Raw genomic sequence first — 24,844 nt, 5'->3', positions numbered from 1 at the left:
AGCTAGCTGTAAGCACGCGCCACGCGTCCAACGCAATCCAGTTTGTAACTCTCAGCGTAAGCAGGAATGAATACCGATTGGCCTTTCTCTATCACGCAGGTTTCGCCGCATTGGTGGGTTAGCACCATGGATTCATCGAGTGGCAGTAGGATCTCGGCACCTTCGGTGGTGATTTTTCTCTGGTGAGAATTCTGCACGATAGAGAACTTAAAATCTTCGACTGGAATTTGATATTCCATCACATCACCTTGCTCTATCGGGCTGAGCAGCAATCTATCCGCAGGCTTTTCATTGAATTGAGTACAAGAGACTAATTCATTGATATCCATGTACTTAGGCGTCAACCCTGCGCGGAGTACATTGTCTGAATTTGCCATCACTTCTAAGCCCGTACCTTTAATGTAAGCGTGCGGTGTCTCGGCATCCAGATACATGGCTTGACCCGGTTTTAGCGTGATCACGTTCAATAGCAGCGGAGCAAACAGGCCTACATCACCCGGATATTGCTGTTCCAACTCTGAAATCAACTGGAACACAGGGGCATCAGAAAGCTTCGCCTTCATCAGTAACATGGTCAGAGCCATGCCTTTTTGTTCACCTTGCAACGACAATAAGCTCGCGAAAAAGCTGGCTAACCCATTAGGCGTTTGGTCGCCTGCGAGATCGTTGACCATAGAGTTTAGCTCTGGAATATCAAGGTAATGGAAGTGCTCAAGGATCTCGTTGATCGACCTAAAGCCATTCATCGCGGTGTAGTCGGTTAGGGCATACACAAGTTCTGGCTTGTGATTGGGATCCTTGTAGTTGCGGTTGCCAGCTGTCATCGGAATGCCTTGCTGCTCTTCTAGAGCATATCCAGATTCCGCTTGTTGCTTGTTTGGATGAACTTGAACAGACAGTGCTTTCTCAGCCGCTAATACCTTAAACAGATACGGAAGTTCACCAAAACGACTTGCGACTTTCTCACTTAGAAATAGGTTTAGGTTCTTGGAAATAAGGTTCGACAACGTGGTTTGCTGACCGTTGTCGGTCACCATCGAACAACCATTTGGGTGAGCGCCCATCCAGATCTCCGCTTGCGGCTCACCAGACTGGTTATCAATACCAAACAGTTGGCTGAACGAAGAAGGGCTGCCCCATGCGTAGTTTTGAATTACGTTGGTCATAGGGTAGAAAAAGCGTTGTACGAACGAATCGTTCGCTAAAGAAAAATCAGACATCGAAATCACCATGAAGGGAAACATGGCTTGAGCTCTATTCGTTCCTAAAAAACTATTAGCTACTAAAAACAGTAGGGTAGAGGGGCTCAAGCCATTGGAGTTGAAATGGCTTAAGCCGCTGCTGCTGTTAGCTTGGCTTTGCGTAGATTTTTAAGCGCGATACAAGTAACCGCAGTCACGCCCGCACCAGATGCCATGCACAGCAGTGCCAGCATTGGGTAGTTCATTGCGCCGAGCAGAGCCACAACAGGGCCACCGTGAGCAACGCTGTTGGTGATACCAAACGAAAACGCCATTACCGCAGCTGTCATTGAACCAAGCACGTTGGCTGGGATAACCGACATCGGATCTTGAGCTGCGAAAGGAATCGCACCCTCAGAGATACCCACTAAGCCCATTGCGCCCGCTGCTTTACCCGCTTCAATTTCAGAAGATTCAAACAGGTCGAACTTGCGGCCAAGTCTGGTTGCGATAGCCATACCCAGTGGAGCCACAGGAATTGCACACGCCATTGCACCCATGAACTGAGTTTGACCGCTGGCGATCATCCCGACTGAGAATAGGAACGCCACCTTGTTGAACGGGCCGCCCATATCAAAGCCAGCCATGCCACCCAATACGATGCCAAGCAGAACCACGTTACCTGTACTCATGCTGGTTAGCAGTGCAGTAAGAGCATCCATCAGCCCAGCGATAGGTGCGCCGATAACAAAAATGAACAGGCCCGCGATGAATAGAGAGCCAGTGATCGGAGCGATCATGATAGGCACAAGCGGTTGAACGAATTTGTGGTAGTTAAACGAAGTAATCCATTTAACGAAGTAACCCACTAATAGACCTGCGATGATTGCACCAATGAAGCCTGTACCTGCGTCAGCGCCATAGAAAGAACCGTTGTTAGCAATCCAGCCGCCAATCAAGCCAGGGGTTAGGGCAGGGCGGTCGGCAATCGCGTAAGCAATGTAGCCAGCCAAGATTGGGATCATCAGAGTGAAGGCAACTACACCCACTTCGAGGATTTGGTTCCACATACTGCCAGCAGGAATCGCCATGCCAGATTCACTCGGCTCACCACCAATCGCTAGTGCAAGTGCTATCAAAAGGCCACCAGTGACTACGAATGGGATCATGTGAGATACGCCATTCATCAAGTAACGATAAAGGTCTGAACGCGCTTGCGAGGCTTTCTCAGCAACAGATTGGTTGGTCGGCGCCTGTTCAGCTTGGTAGCTAGGTGCATTGAGCGCTTGTTGAATTAAGCCTTGCGCGTCTTTGATTGGCGCTTTTACGTTGGTGCTGATAACGCGTTTTCCGGCAAAGCGAGCCATGTCGACCTGTTTGTCACAAGCCACCACAATCGCGTCTGCGCGTTCGATCTCTTCTTGAGTCGGGCTGTTTTTAACGCCGATAGAACCGTTGGTTTCGACCTTGATGTCGTAGCCAAGAGCCGCCGCGCCTTTCTCTAGCGCTTCGGCTGCTAAATAAGTGTGTGCAACGCCAGCAGGGCAGCCAGTCACGCCAATGATGAAGCCTTGTTTCTCAATGTTGGTTTCCGTTTCTGATGGCTCAGGTTTGCTAAGCAGTAGTTCTAATGCTTGTTGTTCAGATTGAGCATTCATGAAGCTTTCGATAAAGCCTTCTTCAATCAGCTTTGAAGAAAGTTCTGCCAGTACTTCGATGTGGTGATTATCGCCGCCATCAGGAGAGGCAATCATGAAGAATAGTTTTGATGGCTGGCCGTCATCTGCGCCGTACTCGATACCCTGTTGATGGACACCGATAACAACCGCGGGTTTGATCACCGCGCTGCTTTTCGCGTGTGGCAGAGCAATACCTTCTTCAAATCCGGTATTACCTTGTTCTTCACGAGCCTTAATATCGGCAAGAAACTGTGCTTTGTCTGAGATTCTGCCTTGTGCGTAAAGCACGTCTATCAGCTCTTTAAATACGTCTTCTTTTGAATTAGCGCTAAGCGAAAGCTTAATCAAATCTTGATTGATCAATGTCGTGATCATAATGAACCCCTACTCTGTTTTTATTTTGTTAGGGGTATTCTGGAATCTACGGCTTGCCTTCTGTAGTGAAGAAAAAATGCATTTACTGGATGATTGTTGCGTTATAAATGGAGTGTGATTTTGATCGGTCGAACGGGCGTTTTTAGCCCTGTATTGACAAGGTTTGTCGTGCTTTGGCGCTTTTATTTATAAGGGGTTCGGCGTGTTTTGTTATCTGGGAAATTACGTGCCTCATCGGTTTTTGCACTGGATATTTATTTCTACGACTGGATTTTTGTAACCTAGATCTCAAATTGTGATTTTGCTCAATAGCGCTATGTTTCAGTTACAGGTATATCTATTTCCGTAGCCTTATTGCTGCCCATAAGAGTTCGAATAATGATATTTCATGACTTAATCTCGTCGGTGTTAAATGAGCGAGAACCGTTTCACAACATCTGGTTTGCTGGAGATTTTCACACGCCCTCCGCTTGCAGCTATCAGGTGAACTTTCCTCGTTTAGAGCTGGTGCTAGATGGAGAGTACATTAATGAAATGGAGAGTCATGATCGCAAGATCACCAACGTTATTGCCAAAGCCGGAGACGCGATTTTCATCCCACCCAACTGCTGGAATAAACCTAACTGGGATACTGACTGCTCGGTGTTGAGCATGTTGTTTGGTCGTCGTCAGCTTGGTTTAAGCTTGGTGAGCAAGCGCAAAGGTGAAGAGAGCTTTTACGATATCCAAAAGCACAGTATTCAGACTCGATCAGGTTTTGCGATTGATAACATCTTGGAGGCGCTTAGCTCGTTAGCGAGAGAGAGCAACAAGCAGCCGATGGATGAGTTATTGCTGCAAGCTCTGCTTCAATACAGCAAGACGATGTTGGATGCGCCTGTCGAGAAATCTCACAGCCGCGTGCAGGATGTGTATCAAGGGATTTGTATCTACATTCAAGAGAATTTCCACCGTCAAATCACCCGAGACAGCATTGCCTCACGCTTTAGCATTTCATCCAATCACTTGTCGCGAATGTTCCGTCAGCAAGGCCACATGACGCTGGCAGAATACATCACCCGTGTTCGAGTCGACCGCGCTAAGTTCATGCTAAAAAAGTACAACTTCAAGCTCAATGAAGTGGCAGTACGTTGCGGCTTTAAGGATGTGAACTACTTCTGTCGAGTGTTTAAGAATCGCACAGGAAGAACGCCGACCGAATATCGTGGTTCAATCTAATATCCCTTCTAATTACCTTTCTGACCAGAGCTTATACGACCTAAATTTGTATGACTAGATCACCACAGTGAGCTCTGTGTTGTGGTGATCAATTTGCTTTGTGTTTTCCTCTGCTGTTTATTTCTACACCTTATTTCCAAACCTATCTTTAGGCACGTTCTCTATTTATCCCGTTTCACTAAATAAACCCAATTAATAACATTAAGGGTTCGCTTTGCGAGTTGCTTATTATTTTTCGTTGCCTATTTATTGAATTAAACGTGTGAGAGTTGATGTATTAACGCGATGCATTTAATGAATGCTAAGTAAATTAAAAACAACTTATCGAGACGACAAAATCTTGTTATTGTTGTCCGGTTTACTGATTGAAATTTTTATAAGTTATTGATTTTAAATGTTTACTTCGATCCGGCTTATTCTTTATTTACTAACGTGTAATTCATACCTCGAAATCAAATATTCAGGTTTATACGCCCCATCACAACCTTGACTTATAATACTACAAATTAAAAATTCTATAGATAATATGCTCTTCAGATACTCATCATAAAGAAGACTTATACATGGAACTCAATACTCTGATCGTAGGAATTTATTTCCTTTTCCTTATCGCAATAGGTTGGATGTTTAGAACGTTCACCAGTACAACCAGTGACTATTTCCGCGGGGGCGGTAACATGCTTTGGTGGATGGTTGGCGCGACTGCGTTTATGACTCAGTTCAGTGCTTGGACCTTCACTGGCGCAGCGGGTAAAGCGTATGCCGATGGTATGGCTGTCGCGGTTATCTTCTTAGCGAACGCATTTGGTTACCTGATGAACTACCTGTACTTCGCTCCGAAATTCCGTCAACTACGTGTGGTAACGCCAATTGACGCGATTCGTATGCGTTTTGGTAGCTTCAACGAACAAGTATTTACTTGGTCTGGCATGCCGAACAGTATTGTTTCTGCAGGTATCTGGCTGAACGGTTTGGCGATCATCGCATCGGGCATCTTTGGCTTCGACATGACGACAACCATCGTTCTGACTGGTCTTGTTGTTCTGGTGATGTCGGTAACGGGCGGCTCTTGGGCGGTTATCGCGTCTGACTTCATGCAGATGGTTATTATCATGGCGGTAACCGTAACGTGTGCTGCAGTGGCTATCGTACAAGGTGGTGGCGTTACTGAAATCATCAACGATTTCCCTGTAGCAGAAGGCGCATCTTTCGTTTCTGGTAACAACCTGAACTACGTAAGCATCTTCGGAATCTGGGCATTCTTCATCTTCTTCAAACAGTTCAGTATCACCAATAACATGTTGAACTCTTACCGTTACCTAGCGGCAAAAGACTCTAAGAACGCGAAGAAAGCCGCTCTGCTAGCGTGTATTCTGATGACCATCGGTCCAATCATTTGGTTTATGCCACCTTGGTTCGTAGCAGGACAAGGCGTTGACCTTGCAGCACATTACCCAGATGCAGGTTCTAAAGCAGGCGACTTCGCTTACCTTTACTTCGTAGAGCAATACATGCCAGCAGGTATGGTAGGCCTTCTAATCGCAGCGATGTTTGCGGCAACTATGTCTTCTATGGACTCAGGCTTAAACCGTAACTCAGGTATCTTTGTAATCAACTTCTACCAACCGATTCTTCGTCCAAACGCGACAGAGAAAGAGCTGATGATTGTGTCTAAGTTGATGTCTACCTTCTTCGGTCTAGCTATCATCCTTATCGCGCTGTTTATCAACTCGTTAAAAGGCTTGAGCCTATTCGACACCATGATGTACGTGGGTGCGTTGATTGGCTTCCCAATGACCATTCCAGCATTCTGTGGCTTCTTCCTTAAGAAGACTCCGGACTGGGCAGGTTGGGGTACGCTAGTGGTCGGTGCGATTGTGTCTTACATCGTTGGTTTCGTGATTACCGCTGAGATGCTACAAAACTGGTTCAACCTAGAGCCTCTAACAGGCCGTGAATGGTCTGACTTGAAAGTGGCGGTAGGTCTGATTGCACACTTAACATTTACTGCTGGCTTCTTCATTCTATCGACTCTGTTCTACAAACCACTGGAAGCGTCTCGTCAGAAAGATGTTGATACCTTCTTCAACAACCTAGCGACACCGTTGGTTTCGGAATCAACAGCACAGAAGAAACTGGATAACAAACAACGTCACATGCTGGGTTCACTGATCGCAGTGTCTGGTGTGGCAGTGATGGCGATGTTTGCTCTACCGAACCCATTCTGGGGAAGAATGATGTTCGTACTGTGTGGTGGTATCGTGTTCATCGTTGGCCTGCTGCTGGTGAAAGCTGTAGACGACTCGGTTGAGGATGCGAAACAAGCGAAAAAAACAGCTTAAGTTAGCTAACCAGTTAAACAAGTAATTAAACATAAAACGGCTGAGCTCTAATGCTCAGCCGTTTTTTATTGTATGAGAAAATGAGCTTATAACGATTGGATAGGTGTCACAACAGGGGATAAATGGATGCTTTGAGTTTGACCAGAAGAGATGAATTAGATAAGGCGTGACGAGATGTACATCAACAAGGCTTGCAGGTCGACACTGCTTCGAGTCTTTTGCAGACGTTCGTTGACCTGATCGTGAAGGAGGTTTCTAGTTAGGTTGGTCGCCGCCACAATGTGCTCACGCTGTGGCTTGGTTGGTAGAACAAGAGCAATGGCGACATGCACTTCGCCGATACGTGATGCCCAGTCAATCGGGTCGTCACTGACGATAACCGCAATCGAGAGGTCTTGAGTCGATTCAAACATCACATGCGGCAGTGCGATACCCGGTGACACGCAGGTTGAAGAGCGTTCTTCTCGCTTAATAAATGCCAGAATCAGTTCATCTGGATCCTCTGGGTAAACAAGGTGAGCGAGCCCTTTTAAGCACTCAAATTTGGTCAGTTGGGTTTGCGCCTTAGCGTGATGCCATTTGATGTCACAAGGCGGGCATATCTGCGGCATGCGCTGGATTAAATCGTTTGAGAACTCATGGTTCACTTGTGAGCCAACCATGGCGTAATGCTCAGCAATGACGTCTTTAAGAACGAAACAGGCCAGCTCGGCATCAATACCGACTGCGGTTATCTGACACAAATCGCCACGAAGTAGACCCACTTGCAACATCGCGACAGATTTGGAGAGATCTGCCGTTCGGTTTTGAGTGATGTTGATAATACGGATGGTACTTTTGAATTTTTTTGCCAAGCGGCTAAGTGGTTGCGCGACGTGTGAGTTCGCGGCAGGATCGTCAACGAAGAAGGTGATCTGATATTCGTTCATGAAAGGTCTAGGTTCGACAATGCTTAATAAAGACTTTATCGACACTCAACAACACCTCTTCCATGGGGATGAATAAGGTTTTAGCTGGGTCGAAGCGGTTTGGCTGTTCAATGTCGATATCAGAGACGATCAATACCTTGTCTGCGAGAGTAATATCCTGTGCAGTCAGTAAGTTTTCAATACCCATAGCGCCTTGTGTTTCAACCTTGATTGAAACGTTGAATTTAGGGGCTGTCTTATTTAAAGCATCAGCTGCCATATAGGTGTGCGCAATGCCTGTAGGGCACGCAGTTACCGCTACAATTCTCATTATTATTCTCGGCTTATTCTCGTCCCTGTTACGTTACATAAGCTACCTTTCAGAAGCTATTTTGTAAAAGCCATCTTGCGTGGGAAATCCAGTATGGAAAGCTCGCATAGAGGAGGGGCGATATGTTTATGGGTTCTATGGATTTTATGGATTGCCGTTTTTTATTCCAAGGTGAAAGTCACACTCTGAGTTCTTGGTTACAATAATCCAGTTAATGCACCTTTCGTCCTATATATTGAGTGCCTTCACACCGTTAATCTTTTCATCTTATTAACATCGAAATTTTAATTTAGGTCGGAAGAACCTAATTACTTCAGTCTGAAATCAGGCGAGGCAGAATAGACCATGGATATCACTAATATTATCGAGCCCGAGATTATCTGTTTGGAGCTACAAGCAGACTCAAAACAGGCAGTATTTGAAGAGCTTGTTGAGTTACTCGATCGCGCTGGTAAGCTCTCGAATAAAAGTGAATTCCTTGATGATATCTGGAAGCGTGAGGCCATTGGTAATACGGGTTTTGATGATGGTATTGCGATTCCACATGCGAAAAGTACCGCCGTTGCTAAACCTGCTGTCGCAGTAGGTATAAGTCGAACTGGTATTGATTATGGTGCTGATGGCGGTGAACTGTCCGACGTGTTCTTTATGCTCGCTTCACCAGACAACAATGATGACCATCATATCGAGGTGTTGGCTCAGATCTCGACCAAATTGATCGAAGATGGCTTTGTTACAAAATTAAAGGCAGTCGAGTCGGTTGAGGAAGCTCAAGAGCTATTTCTCGAAGCCAATTCAGATTCCTTCGATAGCTGTGCCTCTAGCCATCATGAAGTGTATGTCGAGCCGCTCAGCCCTTGGGCGCAATCTCTCAATCGCCTAAAAGAACACCTCTTATACGGCACTTCGCACATGATCCCATTCGTGGTTGCGGGCGGTGTGTTGTTGTCTTTGTCGGTGATGATGTCGGGTCACGGCGCAGTACCAGAGAGCGGTATTCTGGCAGACATCGCACAGATGGGTATCGCAGGCTTAACCCTGTTTACCGCTGTTCTAGGCGGTTACATCGCATACTCAATGGCCGACAAACCGGGTTTAGCGCCCGGTATGATTGGTTCTTGGGTTGCGGTGAATCAATACAACACTGGTTTTCTTGGAGCGATAGTGGTCGGTTTCTTCGCTGGTTTTGTGGTGAATCTACTTAAGAAGATCAAACTGCCGGATAGTATGATCTCGCTAAGCTCTATCTTCATCTATCCACTGGTTGGCACCTTCGTTACTTGTGGTGCGGTGATGTGGGTGATTGGTTCCCCGATAGCCCAAGTGATGCTAGAGATGAACCAAATGCTCACGGGTATGGCAGGCTCAGGAAAAATGGTGCTCGGCAGTATTTTAGGTGCGATGACGGCTTTTGATATGGGCGGCCCAATCAACAAGGTTGCTACGTTGTTTGCTCAAACTCAAGTGAACACCCAGCCTTGGTTGATGGGAGGCGTCGGCATTGCGATTTGTACGCCACCACTCGGCATGGCTCTCGCGACTTTTATATCGCCGAAGAAGTTTAAACGCGACGAACGCGAAGCCGGAAAAGCCGCAGGCATCATGGGAATGATCGGCATCAGTGAAGGTGCGATTCCATTTGCTGCCGCCGACCCTGCACGTGTACTGCCTGCTGTCGTGGCTGGTGGTATTGTCGGTAACGTAGTTGGCTTTATGTTCCATGTGGTAAATCATGCACCATGGGGTGGCTGGATTGTTTTGCCTGTGGTTGACGGAAAAATTGGCTATATCGTTGGCACACTAGCAGGTGCTCTAACGACAGCCCTGATCGTGATTCTTCTGAAGAAGAACGTAGTCGAAGGTGAAGTGAATTCTAATCAGTTTACCGGTGGTTCGGTAACGGAAGAGGGGCAAGCGGATGTATTGGCGATCACTTCTTGTCCATCTGGTGTTGCCCACACTTTCTTAGCAGCGAAGTCTTTAGAAAAGGCGGCGCATCATCTTGGGGTTCGGATTAAAGTCGAAACACAAGGTGCCAACGGGATAGGCAATCGCATTACACAGAAAGACATTGAAAGGGCGAGGTTGGTGATCTTTGCTCACGATGTGGCGATTAAAGAAGTTGAACGCTTTGCGAACGTGAAAACCTTGGATGTCAGTACTAAGGAAGCAATGCTTAATGCTCAGGCGTTGATCATGAGAAAGGTGTAACTCTTTAAACCGCAAAGTTTATCATCTATAAAGTTAACTAGATCAAAACTAAAAAGACTCCGCTCAGACCTGTTAAGGCGAAAGTGGAGTCTTTTGGTATTGTGCCCAATCTATCAGGTCAGACACTAAAAAGGGTGGTACTTAAATACGTCTTCAACCATTGAGTTGAGTAAATCGATATCGTCACAAGTTTTGGCGTAGGTACGCAGGCCTGCGATTTGAACCTGAACATGACGAGCGAGTTGAGTCGGCTCGCGCTCTTTGCTTATCTCACCCAATTCTTGTGATTCTGCAATCAGCTTGGCGAATTCACCTTCCATGATCTTGAGTGATTTCTTTGCTTCTGCTAATAACTCTGCGTGTTCATCAGTCAGTTCAGCGACCGTTTTAGCCAGCATACACATGCCATTTGGCGCGCTCTGTTTCGATTCGACAACGGCGCGTTTTACGAAGTTTTCCAACGCTTTGATAGGCGATTCGGTTTCACTGCGGAAGCGGTTCAGATTCAGGATGCCAAGTTCGGTATAGCGAGCAAGTGTCTCTTTAAACAAACCTTCTTTGCTGCCGAACGTCGCGTAGATGCTGCCTGGGCGCATATCAATCACGTCTTGCAGGTTACGCATAGAAGTCGCGTGAAAGCCCTTTTCCCAATACAGGTTCGTTGCTTTATCTACTACGTCTTGTCTATCGAACTTAGCGGTTTTAGCCATAACATCTACTTCATTAATCTGAACATATGTTCAATATTTTATGCTGAACGCCCGTTCTAGTAAAGGTGTGTTTGGCTGCTTTGCACAGGCTTAGTACATAAAAGAGTTAATAAAACGTCTCGATCATCAGGAAATCTCTTAATCATCAATAACTTCTACGGTCTTGTGCTGAGCGCCGTAGTAGGTGCCTTCATCGATGGTGTACATCAATGTTGCTTCGCACTCTGGACAATCGAATTCCTCATTGGGCTCAATGGCCGCTTCTTCTACCCATTCCCAACCGATATGTTCTTCGCAAGCGGGACAATCCATACAATGTCTCTCAGTTTTTGTCGCATATTTATTGCGAATCTCTACTTTAATAATTCGGCATTATACATATTTAGTTAACGAGGAATAGACAGTTAATCAGCGCAGAATAGGGAGTTGGCTAGTTGTGAGTCAATCGCTGGTGAGCGTTGAATCTATATTTAGTTCTGAATATATCGTTTTCTCTGAGCACATAATTGGTGCAGAACTACCCCTTTTGGGTAGTTAAAATGTGTCATATTTCAGTCGCTTGCGTCAATTAAATGTTGTTGCGCGTGTTTTTGTTATCGTTAGGTCGCTTAGCTAACAGTTTTATCGGTAAATCAATGTGTTCTGTAAGGTTAAATGTTACCTTCATCGCATCGCGATCTGTGTGGCACGGTAATTGATGCACATTGATCAAGTTGAATAATTATACAGTCACAATTGAGGCGTATCTTATTAAGGATGTGCGAGTTAGATGACTGAAAAGATTTGTTAGCTGCTAGGAAATAAAAATGAAATTAACCGATATGTCTTTTAAGCAAAAAATTATCGCTTTGCTTATTTTACCGATCTTAGGGTTTCTCTGGCTCAGTGTTTCAGCGATATCCAAGGGCGTGGAAACTAAGACTGAAATGTCTTCATTAAACCAACTGACACGCCTTTCGGTTGTATACAGTGAGTTAGTGCATGAGTTACAAAAAGAGCGAGGCATGACTGCTGGCTTTATTGGTTCTCAAGGAACCAAGTTTGTCAGTGAATTAGCCTCGCAGAGAACCAGTGCTGACAACCGACGCAACCAAAGAAACGATTACTGGCAGTCTGCTAACATCGAACTGCCACAGATCAACCGTTTGAATACAGAGATCAGCCAAAGCCTTAATCAACTTTCTTCTATTCGAAATCGAGTGGATTCTCAATCGATTCCTCTGTCTGAGGCTTTGGGTTACTACACCAAACTTAATGCAAAGCTGCTGAGCGTATCGGCGTTAATTGCTGAGCTTAGCTCTGATGCTGCCATCACGACTGAAACCATCGCTTATTACAACTTTTTACAAGGTAAAGAGCGAGCGGGTATCGAGCGTGCTGTCCTAAATAATACCTTCTCTAAAAATGAATTTGGCCCAGGCATGTTGGTTAAATTCATCTCTTTGGTGACTGAGCAAAATACCTACTTCTCAAACTTCGAAGTGTTGAGCAACCCAGCGAACGTTCGTTTCTTTGAACAACAATTGAATGATCGTTCGGTGGCAGAAGTAGAAAAGCTTCGTGGTTTGGCTGAATCTAAGATGAGCGGTTTTGATGTTGATCCTGTGTACTGGTTCTCGCAATCTACCGCTCGTATTGTTCAGCTAAAGAAAACAGAAAACCACCTAGCAGAGTCACTTATCGCACTGACAGAGAAAAAAATGTCAGAGGCGCAGTCTGCGATGATGATGAGTATTGGTCTGTTTGTCTTGATTACATTGTTCGCGACCTTCGTGAGCTATAAGGCGATCAGCGACCTGACGATGAGAGTAAAAGATCTTACAGTGATGCTGTCTAAGGTTCGTAATGACAACGACTTAACAGTTCGTGCTAAGTTCGTTGGCAACAGCGAGCTTGGACTGATCTCTTCTGCACTCAACGAAACGCTAGAGAAGTTTTCGAATGTCATCGATAACTTGTCTCAATCGAGTTTGACCTTGGCTTCTGCCGCTGAAGAAACCTCACAAACCTGTCACTACAATTCGAACACGCTAGTGCAACAACAAGACCAAATTGGCTTGGTTGCAACGGCGACAGAAGAGCTGTCGGCAACGGTAAACGAAGTCGCGGCGAAAACACAGCAGACAGCAAGCTCCGCTAAAATGGTCGATGAGCAGTCACAAGAAGGTTTGAGTACAGTTCAGGATTCTTATCACTCGATTGAAAAACTGGCATCTGAAATTAATGACCTCGCTGAAAAGATCACGCACCTACACGAAAGCAGCAACAACATTAACAGTGTGATTGATGTGATTAAGTCGGTAGCAGAACAAACCAACTTACTTGCGTTGAACGCGGCAATTGAAGCGGCTCGTGCGGGTGAGCAAGGCCGTGGTTTCGCCGTCGTCGCCGATGAAGTTCGCACGCTAGCACAGCGTACTCAACAGTCGACAGCTGAAATTGAAGGTTTCATCAGCTCGCTACAGTCTGATGTGCAAACCGCGTTTAATGTGATTGATAACAGCCAGAAGATGTCGTCTAAAGCGGTTGAGGATTCAAAAGAGGTGGAGCACACCTTACAAGGAATCTCAGCATCGGTAAGCGAGATCTTTAGCATGACTGAGCAGATCGCAACCGCAACCGAAGAGCAAGCGGTAGTGACTCAAGACATCGCTAAAAACGTGATGGCAGTAGAGCAGAAGTCGACAGAATCTACGACAGGTGCAACGCAAATAGCTGCAACAGCCAAAGAACAAGCTCAGCTAGCAGCTTCATTGAAAGATATTGCGAGTACGTTTAAGAGCTAAGAGAAGAGCTAGAGTTAAAGTTGATAGTGATATAACGAAATGTCCCGCCTAGTGCGGGACATTTTTTTAGCGGGGTACTTTTTCTTTTTTTTGGGAAGGGGATGAAGCGGCTAAAGCGCTTGTCCGTTAACCGACAATTTTACATCAATGTTGCCACGAACTGCGTTTGAGTAAGGGCAAACTTGGTGCGCCGTTTTCACAAGCGTCACAGCTTGTTCTTGCTCTAAATCGAGTTCAATCGATAGAGCAACAGTTAAAGCAAAGCCACCGTTTTCATTTGGTCCGATACCCACAGTTGCAGTCGTTGGCGCCGATGCGATTTTGATTTTCATCTCTTTTGCAACGTGAAGTAGAGCATTTGAGAAACACGCAGAGTAGCCCGCAGCAAACAGTTGTTCAGGGTTGGTCGCTTCACCTGTACCGCCCATTTCTTTAGGGTAGCTCAACGCCACTGAAAGCAGATTGTCATCAGTAGAAACTTGGCCGTTACGACCCGCCGTTGCTGTAGCAGAAGTTGTGTAGAATGTTGTCATTGTCTTAGTCCTTAATTGTGATTGTGTGCAACTAAATTGCGCACAATTTAATTTTAAAGCTAGCTTAATTGATAAAATTTGAGCGCGCAAGTATATTGTGCGCAATTTAATTTATTGGTGAGGTGGTTATGAGTGACCAAGATGACTATCTAAAGTTGGATAATCAGGTGTGTTTCGCGCTGTATAGTGCGTCGAATGCAATGAGTAGAGCGTATCAACCTTTGCTGAAAGCACTTGATCTTACTTACTTGCAATACATTGTGATGATGGTGCTTTGGGAAGAGAAAGAGATAAATGTCAAAGCGCTAGGTGCAAAAACGCATTTAGATTCAGGCACCTTGACGCCACTACTCAAGCGTTTGGAAGTGAAAGGTTATGTGCTTAGAACTCGCAGTATTGAAGATGAGCGAGTTCGAGTTATCACGTTGACACCTGCCGGGGTCGAACTCAAAGAACAAGCGCAAACAGTGCCAGTAGAAATGCTATGTCTTTCTAAGATGAATGAAGATGAGCTTAAATCACTAAAAGCTCAGTGTGAGCAATTGCTTGGTAATTTGACCAAGTAAGTACTTGTAGTTTTCGGCAATGGTAATAAGAAAACGAAAAAGCCCGTTAGTCCTACTGTTAATTAGTTACGATTGCTAATTCGAGTAAGGCTAACGGGCTATTTGTATCTGCTGTCTTCTAAATAGCAACAGATAGTCCATTCGATTGGGATCTAACCCATAAACCAAGACACGAAAATCAACGCACCAAAACCGAATGTTGCCATTAGTGCCGTGTCGCCACCGGCTGCTGTATAGCTGCCTTCGGTTTTTAGGTGAGGGAAGTCTGGTCTACGAACCTTAACCACCATTGCGAGTGGGCCCCAGATAGCTAGGAACACCAGCACCATACCTGCGTAGTCCAACATGCTTACAAACTGGCTAGCGAACAGCTCTGCTAATACTAAAGGCAAAATGAAGGTCAGCGCATAAGCCAACGCTTTGTTGTTGGTCACCGCGTCTTTGTTTTGGTCGTAAAGCGCCATCGACACGCCGAGGAAAGAAGTCACCAAGGCTAAAGCAGAGAACAGAGCGATCACCACTTTCAACCAAGCAGATTGGCCGCTGAACGCAGAGATCAACTCAGAGATATTGTGGAACTGGCTGATCGCGTCTGTGCCAAGGTTACCGATAATCGCGAACAACCAAGTGAGGTAGCACACTAGCGGAATCACTGATCCAAGCAGAATCATATTGCGGATTTGCTTTTGAGTCGCTTCACGGTTGTAGATAACCAGTGACGGGATCACCACCATAGAGGCAAAGCTAGTAAAGATAACTGCGCTGTACTGCACCACATCGTTGGCCGTGTATTGGCTGGTTTGAGTCAGGTAATCAAGGCGAATGTTGCTAAACAAGGATGCAATAACGATAAACAACATCACGACCATCAAGATGAATAGCCCGCGATTCAGTTTGTCGATATAAGACTTGCCTGAGACGACGATAGCGCCCATCAATAGGCTGAAAATGGTATACGCAACGGATGCTGATACATCGACACCAACGTCGAGCAGTAGCTTATGAATGATGTCACCGACACCCAAGATATAAGCGATCAACATGCATACTAGCAACAGGTAAAAGAGTGCATTGATAAAGTGTTTACCTTTGCTGCCCAGAGTGAGGTAAGCAACACTGCTCATGCCACTGTTGTCTTTAGTTTTAGTGCATGCTTCTGCCAGGAGGAGTGCAGAGTATGTGGTGCCGATAAAGATAAGTAGCATCAGCACTGAGCTGATCATGAAGCCAAATTGGGCCAACACCATGGGAATAGCAAGCATGCCAGCCCCTAATGCAGTTCCTGACAGAATCAAAGAACTGCCGAATAATTTCATATTCAAGAAAGCAACCTCAAAGTATCCAATTAATTTTTTGTTGGATTGTAAATATTTGTTGCCAAGCCTAACAAATTACTCAGTAAAGTTAGGGGTTAATTTCTAATAAATTTTGAATTTTTCTAAAAAATTTAAGCAGGAATTTCTGGTGTATATGTATGGTCGATTTAAGTATTCACTGAGTGACTGATTTTAGCTTTCTGATAACTTTTACAGATTATTCTCTGCTTAATAACCTGCAGTTTATGACTGACAAATCTGCCTCTTAATTTCATCGAAACACGATCAAAACCTTGCTTATTTCGTTAATTCTTGTCTGTCGCCTGTGCCACATACTGATGGTTTGTCGTAAATGGAAAGATCCGTTGTCGTAGATGCCACTCGGTAGTTTGGCGTTTCGCTCTTATTATCCTCACACCAATTATGTGAGGGTGTTATGTATCGTTTTCTGTTTTGTAGTTTTGCACTTGTTCTTTTGTATCCAACGGCGATTGATTTGTATTTGGTTGGTTTGCCTCAAATCGCTGTTGATTTAAATGCCTCGGAGGCGCAGCTCCATGTGGCGTTTTCTATCTATCTTGCGGGCATGGCAACCACCATGCTGTTCGCCGGTAAATTTGCCGACAATGTAGGAAGAAAGCCTGTCGCGATTTTCGGTGCGATTGTCTTTGCTATCTCTTCAATGTTAGGTGGAATTGTGACCAGCGCGGAGCCGTTTCTAGCGGTGCGCTTTTTCCAAGGTGTTGGCGCGGGGTCATGTTATGTAGTGGCATTCGCCATTTTGCGAGATGTGTTAGACGACCCAAAGCGCGCCAAGGTGCTGTCGATGATGAATGGTATTACCTGCATCGTGCCAGTGCTTGCGCCGGTGATCGGTCACTTAATCATGACGGTATACCCTTGGCCGAGTCTGTTCACGACCATGGCGAGTATGGGAGTAGTGGTGTGTTTGTTGTCGGTGTTAGTACTAAGAGAAACTAAGCCGAATAGAAAAGATTCGGAAGTAGCACAGGCTTTTGTGTCTCAATCATCTTCAACCGAAACTTTTAAGGAACCCTTGTTTATCAGCCGAGTGATTATTACCAGTTTGGGAGTGACGGCGATTCTGACTTACGTAAATGTTTCTCCAATGCTGATCATGACCGAGCTTGGCTTCGACCGTGGTCAATACTCTTACACCATGGCTCTCACAGCATTAGTCAGTATGCTGGTGTCGTTCTCTGCGCCGTTTGCACTGAATGTGTTTAAGCAGAAAAGCCTGATGTTGACATCTCAAGCGTGCTTTGTGATAGCGGCTATCCAGCTGCTTGCATCGATTGATGGTGGGTTAGGGCATTATGTAACCCTGCTAGGCTTTGCTTTTGTGTGTGGTGGTTTCTCGCTAGGTTTTGGTGTCGCGATGAGCCAAGCATTGAGTTGTTATTCACAACGAGCAGGTGTCGCGAGCTCGATATTGGGCGTTTCTCAGGTGTGTACGTCGGCACTGTTTATCTGGTTGATGGGCGTGCTCGGGTTCAGTGCATTGAATATGTTGGTATTTATACTGGCTGCTGGTGGAGTTATCAGTATTGCTCTAATACTATGGGTAAGTCCTTCCCAAGTTAAAAGTGATTATGAAGAAGCCACTAGCTCGTCTTGATCTGAATCTGTTATTCACTCTGCAATTGCTGCTGCAAGAGCAGAGTGTTTCAAAAGCTGCCAAAAAGCTTAATGTCACACCTTCAACGGTAAGTAAATCACTGACCAAGCTTCGAGATTGGTTCGATGACCCCTTGTTTGTGAAAACACCAAGAGGTTTAACGCCGACACCACTTGCGCTAAGCATGGTGAAAGATCTTCAAGACTGGCTGCAGATTGGTAGCCAAATTCTCACGACTCGTGGTGACGATGCGCCGAAAGATGTGCGATTGAATCTAGAGGCGGAATCCCCACTGTCGTTAATCATGCTTAACGAGCTGACGCAAAGCGTGTATCAACGCTATCCCAATGCGAAGATTAAAATGCGTAATTGGGACTACGATTCGATAGATTCCATCGTACGTGGCGAATCAGATATTGGCTTTTCAGGACGAGAAAGCCATCCTCGCTCAAAAGAGTCCTTAGACGCGCTGCCATACTTCATCGATTTCGAGGTTCTGTTCCACGACATGCCAGTCGTGTATCTCAGAAAAGATCACCCAGCCTTACAGGAAGAGTGGAACCTTGAGGCTTTCCTCAAATACCCTCATATCAATATTGTGTGGGAAAAAAGCGAAACGTGGGCACTGGATGAAGTGCTTACTGATCTGCAACTAGACCGAAACATTGCCCTTACGCTTGCAGGCTTCGAGCAGTCTCTGTTTATGGCGGCTCAATCCAATCACAACATGACGACGGTTGCGCCCAACTACTGCCGACGCTATGCAGAGCAACTTCACCCCAATCTTACCTGCTTACCCATCCCGTTAGACGAAGAAAATGCCAATAAGCTGCTGATCCCATTCACTATGATTTGGCACAAACGCAATGCCTACAATCCGATCGTTCTATGGTTAAAAGACACGCTCAGAGAGCTTTACCAGTTTCAAGTGGTAGATGCTCCCGAACATTTTGTGTTATAAAAATTTAATCTGCTTAGAATTGGGAGAATATCTAGTACAACGAGTGCGTACTTTTCTTCCTTCGAATAAGTTTAACGCATTAAAGTCATAAACTGTTTAGGAGAGCTTCCGTAAGTATCCTTAAATTTTTTACAGAAATATGACGTACTAGAAAAGCCGGTAAGGTAGGCAACTTGCTTTATGCTATAACTTTTGTTGAACATTAGACACACGGCCCTATGCATTCTTGCTGAAAGAATTAGCTCTGACAGTGTCGTATTTTCTTGTTGGACTCGTCTTACCAGTGTTGCTTTTGATAAGTACAGGTGCCTACAGATTTCGTTAACGGTCCAATGATTTTGAGGGTTTTTGGATATCAAATCGTAAACTTTGTTTGATAGGTAGTTATCTTCTTCTCGTTTTGACTTCTTATAAACTCTCTCTGCATCTTTGTTTATTAACCTAAATAAAAAGTCAGCGTCTTCAACACTATTTTCTATGATACTTAGCATTGAAATTATGTGAGGTGAAATCTGATTGTATAAATTCACATCACATATAACCTTTGTTTTTATAAGGTATATGGAAAAATTGTCGGATAGGTCTTTTTTTGTTGAAAAGTTGACTATCGTATTTTCGGGAATATTCAGTATCTTTTCACCCTCTACCAAGACAACATTTCCAGGATAGGATATAGCTCCATAGAACCCATATATTTTGATAATGTGCCTTGATCTAGATACGAATCTCCCAGTTTTCATTTGATTAATGTTGCTCTGTAATTTTCTTATTTTTATCATATGAACTGTTTTTATTCAGAAGAAGTAATTTGTTAATCTCATCCCAACTTTGTGGTGGAGAGTAGTAAAAGCCTTGAACTAAGACATCGAAATTCCTTAAAGCTTCGTGTTGAAGAGCTGTTTCTACTCCTTCTAAAATAAGGCGCTTATTAGCATAAGGAGAGATTACACTCATAAGGTGATCTAACGATCTCACATCGTCAAAATTGTAATATAGAAATGACTTGTCTATTTTTATGTAGTCCCAATCAATAAAACCAAGAGTTAGATTAGCAGCATCATTTTTATGGAAATAATCATCTAAAAATAAATTAACATTGTGTCGCTTTAAAAATTTTAAATTATTCTTAAGTCGGAGAGAACGGAGATCACAGTTTATTTCAGTTATTTCTATACCAAAATTAACTTGTTTTAATTCTGTGACTTGCTTTAAAAACGAGCGATCCTCTAAGCATGATAAAGTTAGATTTATTGTTACAGGTACTCTTATCTTTTTGATAGAACAGTATTTCAATTGATGAAGAGATACTAGCTTAATAAATTCATCATCAGCATTAGAAAAAAACTCCTCATTATTGTAGGTTTCTCCTGATTCGCTCAAAACCTTGGACAAGATCTCAAGATGTTTTATTTTTTTTGTTTTTAAATCAACAATAGGCTGAAATAAGAACTCTAATTGGATAAATGCATCACTGTCGTAAATAGTAATTTTATTATTGTTTGATTCTAGCTTTAACATAATTCACATCAATCTTTTTATTGTTTTGGTTTATCATCCATATGGGTGTGCTTTCTGTCTACTGATTGCGTAAATTTTATAAAAAAATGAGTCAATTTTGTAATTAATGAAAATCGCCATAAATTTGACTTTCGAGTATCTATATAGTTGAACCTGTATGTTGCACACTTGTTTGTATTTCTTGTCATAAACCGATCGTTATACAGATAGTTTACTTTTGGTGATCTATGTCACGCTGTAATTTAGATTTATCTAAATCATAATGTGATTTTGGTTCAAAATGTAAATTTATAAAGTGCTGAGCTTCACATTTTTGAGGTCTTGGCTTCTTTTTTAGAGGTTAAATTGTTCTGAAATTGAATCTTGATCTTAAGACGTTCGTTTGAAGCAACCGTTTACCCGAATGGTAACACTTAACACTTAACACTTAACACTTAACAGTTGGCTGTTCCGTTATCGTATTTGTGTGTATTTTTTGTTAAATCCACTGGAAGGGGGCGCAATAATTGAATTCTATTTAGGTAACCCGGTAGATTTCTAAGAATTATTAAACTGCCGCGGTTTATTATATTGTCCGAAAAATTTGTTGGGTACATTCCATACGCGAATATAATCTAGTAAGTGTTGACCTGACTACAGCTTCATAGTTTATCTTATAAATAGAAATGAGGGAGAAGTGCATGTATCGCATATCTGAATTAGCGGAGCTCGTTGGCCTGAGTCGTTCAACGCTTTTGTACTATGGAAAGTTGGGTTTGATTGAAGATCAACGTACCAGTAATGGTTATCGAAGTTATTCCGAACGCGACTTGCAGCGTGTGAAGTTGTTGCAGCAGTTACAAGCGGGTGGCCTGACGTTGAAGGAGTGTCAGGCGTGTTTGGATGCCAAGGTTGACCGCTCCTTGTTACAAAACCGACTCGAACAATTGGATGAAGAGATCGCTCAGAAACAGCGTTCGAGAGATCTTTTATCGGCCCTGTTAGGCGAGAGTGGTTTGCAAGATTGGCATGAATCGATGGACAAGGTGGCGCCTGATGCGCATCTCGATTGGCTCATTAAGCAAGGCTTTGATGAGAAGCAAGCACTGCGACTGAAATGGCTTTCAAAAGACATGAACGATCATGACCAGTACATGGCGGATTTTGAGGTGATCTTTGCGGGTTTACAGCGTTTAGGGCCAGGAACCGCGGAAGATACTCTAGAGGCGCTGGCACAAGTTCCAGTTTCTCCCAAACATGTGCTTGAGATCGGTTGTGGTAAAGGCATTGCCACCTCTGTGTTAGCGAAAGCCATAGTAGAACATCAAGCGGATGTGCACATAACGGCGGTAGATAATGATCAACCGAGCTTAGATATTCTGACTCAGCAAGCACAGGCTCTTGGCTTAAAAAGCAACGTCCAAACCGTGTGCGCGAGCATGATGGATCTGCCGTTTGAAGCTAAGTCGTTTGACCTAATTTGGTCGGAAGGCAGCGCTTACATCATGGGTGTTGAAAAGGCGCTAAAGCAGTGGCGAAATTTACTCAGGGATGACGGCATATTGGTCGTTAATGATTTGGTGTGGAATACCGAACAACCTAACGAATCGAGCAAAGCGTTCTGGCAGAAAGAGTACCCAGACATGACGACGGTTTCCGAGCGTATTAAACAGGCAAAAGCAGCGGGTTATGAAGTTTTGGATCACTTTGCAATGAGTGTCGCTGGTTGGCTTGCGTATTACCAGCCCTTTCAAAAGCGAATAGAAGCGCTTAAAGCAACGATGCCGAACTCAAAAGCGCTCGTCGATTGCGACAATGAAGTTAAACAATTTTTCGATAGCAGCACATCAAAGAACGGTTTGGGTCAACAGCCTTCTAAAGTTTCTGATCAACGTGATTTTGATTATCAGTTCTTTGTGCTCAAGAAATTAAAGTAAGTGAGTAACACCATGAAATTTAGGCAATATAATTCAAACGAAATCGAAACGATCACTCAAGTTTTCACTCAAACCTTTACGGATTCAGAAGGCGAGAACGAAGGTAAAACAGTGGGTAAACTTGCCTACGATCTTTTAACGACTACAGCTCCGACAGAGCTACTTTGCTTTGTTGCTGAAGACGATTTTAGTGAGTCGGATACGGTTAGCACTATTGTGGGCGCGATTATCTTTACGCCGCTTTCATTTGATGATGAAACCAAGGCATATTTGCTTTCGCCAGTCGCGGTGAGCACTCAGGTGCAAAAGCGCGGTATTGGCCAAAAGCTGATTAACTTCGGTTTGCAGGTTCTAAAAGAGCGGGGTGTTGAGCTTGCAGTAACGTACGGTGATCCTGATTACTATTCAAAAGTGGGCTTTGGGCAAATTACCGTTGAGCAAGTCCCAGCGCCCTTTGAATTGAGTTTCTCTCACGGTTGGTTAGCTCAATCGTTGACTGGTGGTGAAATCAAAGTAACAAGTGGCAAGTCGAGCTGTGTTGAAGCTTTGTCTCACCCCGAATATTGGTAGTCGCTTGCAAAAAATTGAGAAAAAGAGAGAGCCCATCAGGTGTTGCCTGTTGGGCTTTCTTGTTATGAACAAAAGATATCCGTCAGGCTTCAATGTATAATTTGAACGACTGTTCAAAATAATACTTGAACGATCGTTCTTATTTGATCTATATTGTTTTCACACCAACGGAGAACATTCATTAATTGCTCCGTGATTGAATAACTTTAGAACCGTAAATTGATAGGGATAGAGCCATGAGCAACTTCAAAATTCACTCAGTAGAATCCGCGCCAGAGCAAAGCCAACCTATTCTTGAAGGCGCTAAAAAGCAGATGGGCAGAGTGCCGGGCTTGTTTGGTGTGTTGGCTGAATCTCCAAACACACTTAAGGCTTACACTCAGCTTCATCAGGCGTTTAGCGACTCATCTTTCGATGCGGAAGAGCTAACGGTTGTTTGGCAAACCATCAACGTTGAACACGAGTGCCACTACTGCGTTCCAGCTCACACAGGTATCGCACATACAATGAAGGTTGATCCTGCAATCACCGAAGCACTGCGTAATCGCACAGCTCTACCCACTGAAAAGCTGCAAGCACTGCATGATTTTACGCTGAGCATGGTACGTAACCGCGGCAATGTACCTGAAAGTGAAATGGCAGCATTTTTCGAAGCGGGCTACGGTCAGCAACAAGTGCTAGAAGTGATTCTTGGCCTGTCTCAGAAAGTGATCAGTAACTACGTAAACCACGTTGCTAAAACGCCTGTAGACAAAGTATTTGAACAGTTCGCTTGGCAAGGTTAATCGCATTTAACTAACCATCGTATTTAAGCAATTCAAGATATGAGAATTATGAAAGCCCCGCTCAGTTGAGTGGGGCTTTGTTGTTTTGATTGGGTTACGTTTTCTTATTGCTTACCTATCTTCACTAAATGCTACTTTAAGTCGCACCAAAGCGTCTGCTATTACTTCTGCAGGACACCCTAGGTTCAAACGAATAAACCCTGAACCTTCCTCGCCAAAGGCACTCCCCATACTCGGTACAATTCCGGCTGCAATGAGTTTTTGCTCAAGCTCAGTATCACTTAGTTTCATGGCTCGGCAATCAAGCCATGCAAGGTAAGTCGCTTCGGGTTTTGTGAAACGAATATGAGGCAACTCTGTTTTTAAGAATCCGTTTAGCGTTTCTATGTTGTCTTGCAGGTATTGCTTTAAGCCCTCTAACCAAGTCTCACATTCTTGATAAGCAGTGGTTGCCGCTGACATCGATAGGTTGTTGAAGCAATCCATACCATGAGCATCTAAACGGCGAACAAACTGCTCCTTCAATTCTGCATTGGGAATGATGAAGTTAGAGATTCTCAATGATGACAAGCCAAAAGTCTTACTGGCCGCAGTCGCCACAATAAGTTTGTTGGTTAGCGAACTTGGTAGTTTCAATGTTGAATGGAATGTATTCGGTGTGAGTGCTAGGTCACTCCAAATTTCATCACTGATTAGCCACACATCGTATTTTTGGCAAAGCTTGGCAACTTGCATTATTTCTTGCTCGCTCCATGCTCTGCCTGTTGGGTTGTGTGGGTTGCAGAAAATCAACACTTTGGCGCCACTCGCAAAGCAGTCTTCCAAGTGTGCGAAATCAAGCTGGTAATGACCTTCTGATTCAATCAATGGATTGTTCAACACCTTACGATCATTTAGTTCGATGATCTTACGGAATGAACCGTAGCCCGGGCTTTGAATTACGATTTGATCATTCACTTGCGTGAGCATTTGCAACGCCATAGCAATACCGGGCAAAACGCCATGCACCGTTGTAATCCAATCTCGTTTGATTTGTGTTTGATGTTGGTTTTTAAACCAATCGATCGCGGCTTGGTAGTAGTCATCTTGACGTTCTGAGTAACCAAAAATACCATGCGAAATATCTTGAGCTAACCGTTCTAATACTTGTTGAGGTGCTTGAAAATCATAATCAGACACCCACATAGGTAGCAAGTCGGTGCCTTCTAAGCCAAGCTTCTGCTCCATAAAGTCCCACTTTACCGATCCTGTGTTTCGGCGGTTAATCGTATTGTCGAAAGAATTCATAGGATGTGAGCC

21 protein-coding genes are annotated in these 24,844 nt (G+C 44.2%); 10 read left to right on the top strand and 11 right to left on the bottom strand.

All coding sequences use genetic code 11. The features are described from left to right. Window positions 1–2: 2 nt before the first annotated feature. Together manA and MSG38_RS07870 are read right to left on the bottom strand one after the other, a co-directional pair. The gene (gene manA, locus MSG38_RS07875) at window positions 3–1,220 is read right to left on the bottom strand and encodes a mannose-6-phosphate isomerase, class I (RefSeq protein ID WP_059018338.1); all 1,218 of its coding nucleotides are present in this window, start codon (window positions 1,218–1,220) and stop codon (window positions 3–5) included. A 110-nt stretch (window positions 1,221–1,330) separates the two neighbouring features. Beyond that, window positions 1,331–3,235, bottom strand: a complete 1,905-nt coding sequence (locus tag MSG38_RS07870) for a fructose-specific PTS transporter subunit EIIC (RefSeq protein WP_248401549.1) — start codon at window positions 3,233–3,235, stop codon at window positions 1,331–1,333. A 378-nt stretch (window positions 3,236–3,613) separates the two neighbouring features. Between MSG38_RS07870 and MSG38_RS07865 the strand changes: the two genes are divergently transcribed. Continuing rightward, window positions 3,614–4,453, top strand: a complete 840-nt coding sequence (locus MSG38_RS07865; protein WP_050712571.1) for an AraC family transcriptional regulator — start codon at window positions 3,614–3,616, stop codon at window positions 4,451–4,453. Window positions 4,454–5,016: 563 nt separating this feature from the next. Continuing rightward, entirely contained in the window at window positions 5,017–6,795 is a 1,779-nt protein-coding gene (locus tag MSG38_RS07860; RefSeq protein WP_086969299.1) for a transporter, read from the top strand. Window positions 6,796–6,950: 155 nt separating this feature from the next. On the opposite strand, the gene MSG38_RS07855 is transcribed toward MSG38_RS07860, so the two are convergent. Both MSG38_RS07855 and MSG38_RS07850 read right to left on the bottom strand, forming a co-directional pair. Further along, complete coding sequence (locus tag MSG38_RS07855) at window positions 6,951–7,724, bottom strand: PTS sugar transporter subunit IIA (RefSeq protein WP_123300056.1); 774 nt, start codon at window positions 7,722–7,724, stop codon at window positions 6,951–6,953. Between the two features lie 7 nt (window positions 7,725–7,731). After that, the gene (locus tag MSG38_RS07850; RefSeq protein ID WP_055319098.1) at window positions 7,732–8,034 is read right to left on the bottom strand and encodes a fructose PTS transporter subunit IIB; all 303 of its coding nucleotides are present in this window, start codon (window positions 8,032–8,034) and stop codon (window positions 7,732–7,734) included. A 345-nt stretch (window positions 8,035–8,379) separates the two neighbouring features. On the opposite strand from MSG38_RS07850, the gene MSG38_RS07845 reads away from it, so the two are divergent. Continuing rightward, window positions 8,380–10,245 (top strand): fructose-specific PTS transporter subunit EIIC, encoded by a 1,866-nt coding sequence (locus MSG38_RS07845; RefSeq protein ID WP_248401547.1) that lies wholly within the window; start codon window positions 8,380–8,382, stop codon window positions 10,243–10,245. Between the two features lie 125 nt (window positions 10,246–10,370). On the opposite strand, the gene MSG38_RS07840 is transcribed toward MSG38_RS07845, so the two are convergent. Both MSG38_RS07840 and MSG38_RS07835 read right to left on the bottom strand, forming a co-directional pair. Continuing rightward, the gene (locus MSG38_RS07840; RefSeq protein ID WP_017087226.1) at window positions 10,371–10,955 is read right to left on the bottom strand and encodes a TetR/AcrR family transcriptional regulator; all 585 of its coding nucleotides are present in this window, start codon (window positions 10,953–10,955) and stop codon (window positions 10,371–10,373) included. 138 nt (window positions 10,956–11,093) lie between these two features. Further along, the gene (locus MSG38_RS07835; protein ID WP_017061661.1) at window positions 11,094–11,267 is read right to left on the bottom strand and encodes a hypothetical protein; all 174 of its coding nucleotides are present in this window, start codon (window positions 11,265–11,267) and stop codon (window positions 11,094–11,096) included. A 494-nt stretch (window positions 11,268–11,761) separates the two neighbouring features. Between MSG38_RS07835 and MSG38_RS07830 the strand changes: the two genes are divergently transcribed. Continuing rightward, a complete protein-coding gene (locus tag MSG38_RS07830) occupies window positions 11,762–13,741 on the top strand; it encodes a methyl-accepting chemotaxis protein (RefSeq protein WP_248401546.1) in 1,980 nt (659 codons plus the stop codon). Window positions 13,742–13,851: 110 nt separating this feature from the next. Here MSG38_RS07830 and MSG38_RS07825 read toward each other — a convergent pair whose 3' ends face one another. Beyond that, window positions 13,852–14,274 (bottom strand): organic hydroperoxide resistance protein, encoded by a 423-nt coding sequence (locus tag MSG38_RS07825; RefSeq protein WP_050651346.1) that lies wholly within the window; start codon window positions 14,272–14,274, stop codon window positions 13,852–13,854. A 128-nt stretch (window positions 14,275–14,402) separates the two neighbouring features. Between MSG38_RS07825 and MSG38_RS07820 the strand changes: the two genes are divergently transcribed. Then, complete coding sequence (locus MSG38_RS07820; protein ID WP_017092224.1) at window positions 14,403–14,840, top strand: MarR family transcriptional regulator; 438 nt, start codon at window positions 14,403–14,405, stop codon at window positions 14,838–14,840. 152 nt (window positions 14,841–14,992) lie between these two features. On the opposite strand, the gene MSG38_RS07815 is transcribed toward MSG38_RS07820, so the two are convergent. Beyond that, entirely contained in the window at window positions 14,993–16,156 is a 1,164-nt protein-coding gene (locus MSG38_RS07815; protein ID WP_248401724.1) for an aromatic amino acid transport family protein, read from the bottom strand. 436 nt (window positions 16,157–16,592) lie between these two features. On the opposite strand from MSG38_RS07815, the gene MSG38_RS07810 reads away from it, so the two are divergent. Then, window positions 16,593–17,795 (top strand): MFS transporter, encoded by a 1,203-nt coding sequence (locus tag MSG38_RS07810; protein WP_248401545.1) that lies wholly within the window; start codon window positions 16,593–16,595, stop codon window positions 17,793–17,795. Next, a complete protein-coding gene (gene yidZ, locus MSG38_RS07805) occupies window positions 17,770–18,756 on the top strand; it encodes an HTH-type transcriptional regulator YidZ (protein ID WP_248401541.1) in 987 nt (328 codons plus the stop codon). Before MSG38_RS07810 ends, yidZ begins: the two co-directional genes overlap by 26 nt. 71 nt (window positions 18,757–18,827) lie before the next feature. On the opposite strand, the gene MSG38_RS07800 is transcribed toward yidZ, so the two are convergent. Then, a complete protein-coding gene (locus MSG38_RS07800) occupies window positions 18,828–19,247 on the bottom strand; it encodes an AraC family transcriptional regulator (protein WP_240326200.1) in 420 nt (139 codons plus the stop codon). 253 nt (window positions 19,248–19,500) lie between these two features. Continuing rightward, window positions 19,501–20,274 (bottom strand): EAL domain-containing protein, encoded by a 774-nt coding sequence (locus MSG38_RS07795; RefSeq protein ID WP_248401539.1) that lies wholly within the window; start codon window positions 20,272–20,274, stop codon window positions 19,501–19,503. Window positions 20,275–20,954: 680 nt separating this feature from the next. Between MSG38_RS07795 and MSG38_RS07790 the strand changes: the two genes are divergently transcribed. The 3 genes from MSG38_RS07790 to MSG38_RS07780 all read left to right on the top strand — a co-directional run bounded on the left by MSG38_RS07790 (window position 20,955) and on the right by MSG38_RS07780 (window position 23,545). Further along, window positions 20,955–22,190 (top strand): MerR family transcriptional regulator, encoded by a 1,236-nt coding sequence (locus MSG38_RS07790; RefSeq protein ID WP_248366317.1) that lies wholly within the window; start codon window positions 20,955–20,957, stop codon window positions 22,188–22,190. Beyond that, window positions 22,191–22,760: an N-acetyltransferase gene (locus tag MSG38_RS07785; RefSeq protein WP_248401537.1), complete on the top strand. Its 570-nt coding sequence runs from the start codon at window positions 22,191–22,193 to the stop codon at window positions 22,758–22,760. Between the two features lie 236 nt (window positions 22,761–22,996). Continuing rightward, window positions 22,997–23,545: a carboxymuconolactone decarboxylase family protein gene (locus MSG38_RS07780; RefSeq protein ID WP_050651355.1), complete on the top strand. Its 549-nt coding sequence runs from the start codon at window positions 22,997–22,999 to the stop codon at window positions 23,543–23,545. A gap of 111 nt (window positions 23,546–23,656) precedes the next feature. Here the strand turns inward: MSG38_RS07780 and MSG38_RS07775 are convergent, their stop codons facing one another. Continuing rightward, complete coding sequence (locus MSG38_RS07775) at window positions 23,657–24,832, bottom strand: MalY/PatB family protein (protein ID WP_248401535.1); 1,176 nt, start codon at window positions 24,830–24,832, stop codon at window positions 23,657–23,659. Window positions 24,833–24,844 lie beyond the last annotated feature (12 nt).

This window comes from Vibrio sp. 1CM24A, assembly GCF_023161725.1.
GTDB lineage: Bacteria > Pseudomonadota > Gammaproteobacteria > Enterobacterales > Vibrionaceae > Vibrio > Vibrio coralliirubri.
This window is presented reverse-complemented; position numbering and strand designations above follow the sequence as displayed.

Bases quoted from the DNA above. Each gene is read 5' to 3' on its own strand.
- MSG38_RS07825 (WP_050651346.1), bottom strand. From the start codon at position 14,274: ATGACAACATTCTACACAACTTCTGCTACAGCAACGGCGGGTCGTAAC.
- MSG38_RS07810 (WP_248401545.1), top strand. From the start codon at position 16,593: ATGTATCGTTTTCTGTTTTGTAGTTTTGCACTTGTTCTTTTGTATCCA.
- MSG38_RS07790 (WP_248366317.1), top strand. From the start codon at position 20,955: ATGTATCGCATATCTGAATTAGCGGAGCTCGTTGGCCTGAGTCGTTCA.
- yidZ (WP_248401541.1), top strand. From the start codon at position 17,770: ATGAAGAAGCCACTAGCTCGTCTTGATCTGAATCTGTTATTCACTCTG.
- MSG38_RS07840 (WP_017087226.1), bottom strand. From the start codon at position 10,955: ATGGCTAAAACCGCTAAGTTCGATAGACAAGACGTAGTAGATAAAGCA.
- MSG38_RS07795 (WP_248401539.1), bottom strand. From the start codon at position 20,274: ATGTTAAAGCTAGAATCAAACAATAATAAAATTACTATTTACGACAGT.
- MSG38_RS07855 (WP_123300056.1), bottom strand. From the start codon at position 7,724: ATGAACGAATATCAGATCACCTTCTTCGTTGACGATCCTGCCGCGAAC.
- MSG38_RS07850 (WP_055319098.1), bottom strand. From the start codon at position 8,034: ATGAGAATTGTAGCGGTAACTGCGTGCCCTACAGGCATTGCGCACACC.
- MSG38_RS07800 (WP_240326200.1), bottom strand. From the start codon at position 19,247: ATGCTAAGTATCATAGAAAATAGTGTTGAAGACGCTGACTTTTTATTT.
- MSG38_RS07865 (WP_050712571.1), top strand. From the start codon at position 3,614: ATGATATTTCATGACTTAATCTCGTCGGTGTTAAATGAGCGAGAACCG.
- MSG38_RS07815 (WP_248401724.1), bottom strand. From the start codon at position 16,156: ATGAAATTATTCGGCAGTTCTTTGATTCTGTCAGGAACTGCATTAGGG.
- MSG38_RS07775 (WP_248401535.1), bottom strand. From the start codon at position 24,832: ATGAATTCTTTCGACAATACGATTAACCGCCGAAACACAGGATCGGTA.
- MSG38_RS07845 (WP_248401547.1), top strand. From the start codon at position 8,380: ATGGATATCACTAATATTATCGAGCCCGAGATTATCTGTTTGGAGCTA.
- MSG38_RS07860 (WP_086969299.1), top strand. From the start codon at position 5,017: ATGGAACTCAATACTCTGATCGTAGGAATTTATTTCCTTTTCCTTATC.
- MSG38_RS07780 (WP_050651355.1), top strand. From the start codon at position 22,997: ATGAGCAACTTCAAAATTCACTCAGTAGAATCCGCGCCAGAGCAAAGC.
- manA (WP_059018338.1), bottom strand. From the start codon at position 1,220: ATGTCTGATTTTTCTTTAGCGAACGATTCGTTCGTACAACGCTTTTTC.
- MSG38_RS07835 (WP_017061661.1), bottom strand. From the start codon at position 11,267: ATGGATTGTCCCGCTTGCGAAGAACATATCGGTTGGGAATGGGTAGAA.
- MSG38_RS07830 (WP_248401546.1), top strand. From the start codon at position 11,762: ATGAAATTAACCGATATGTCTTTTAAGCAAAAAATTATCGCTTTGCTT.
- MSG38_RS07820 (WP_017092224.1), top strand. From the start codon at position 14,403: ATGAGTGACCAAGATGACTATCTAAAGTTGGATAATCAGGTGTGTTTC.
- MSG38_RS07870 (WP_248401549.1), bottom strand. From the start codon at position 3,235: ATGATCACGACATTGATCAATCAAGATTTGATTAAGCTTTCGCTTAGC.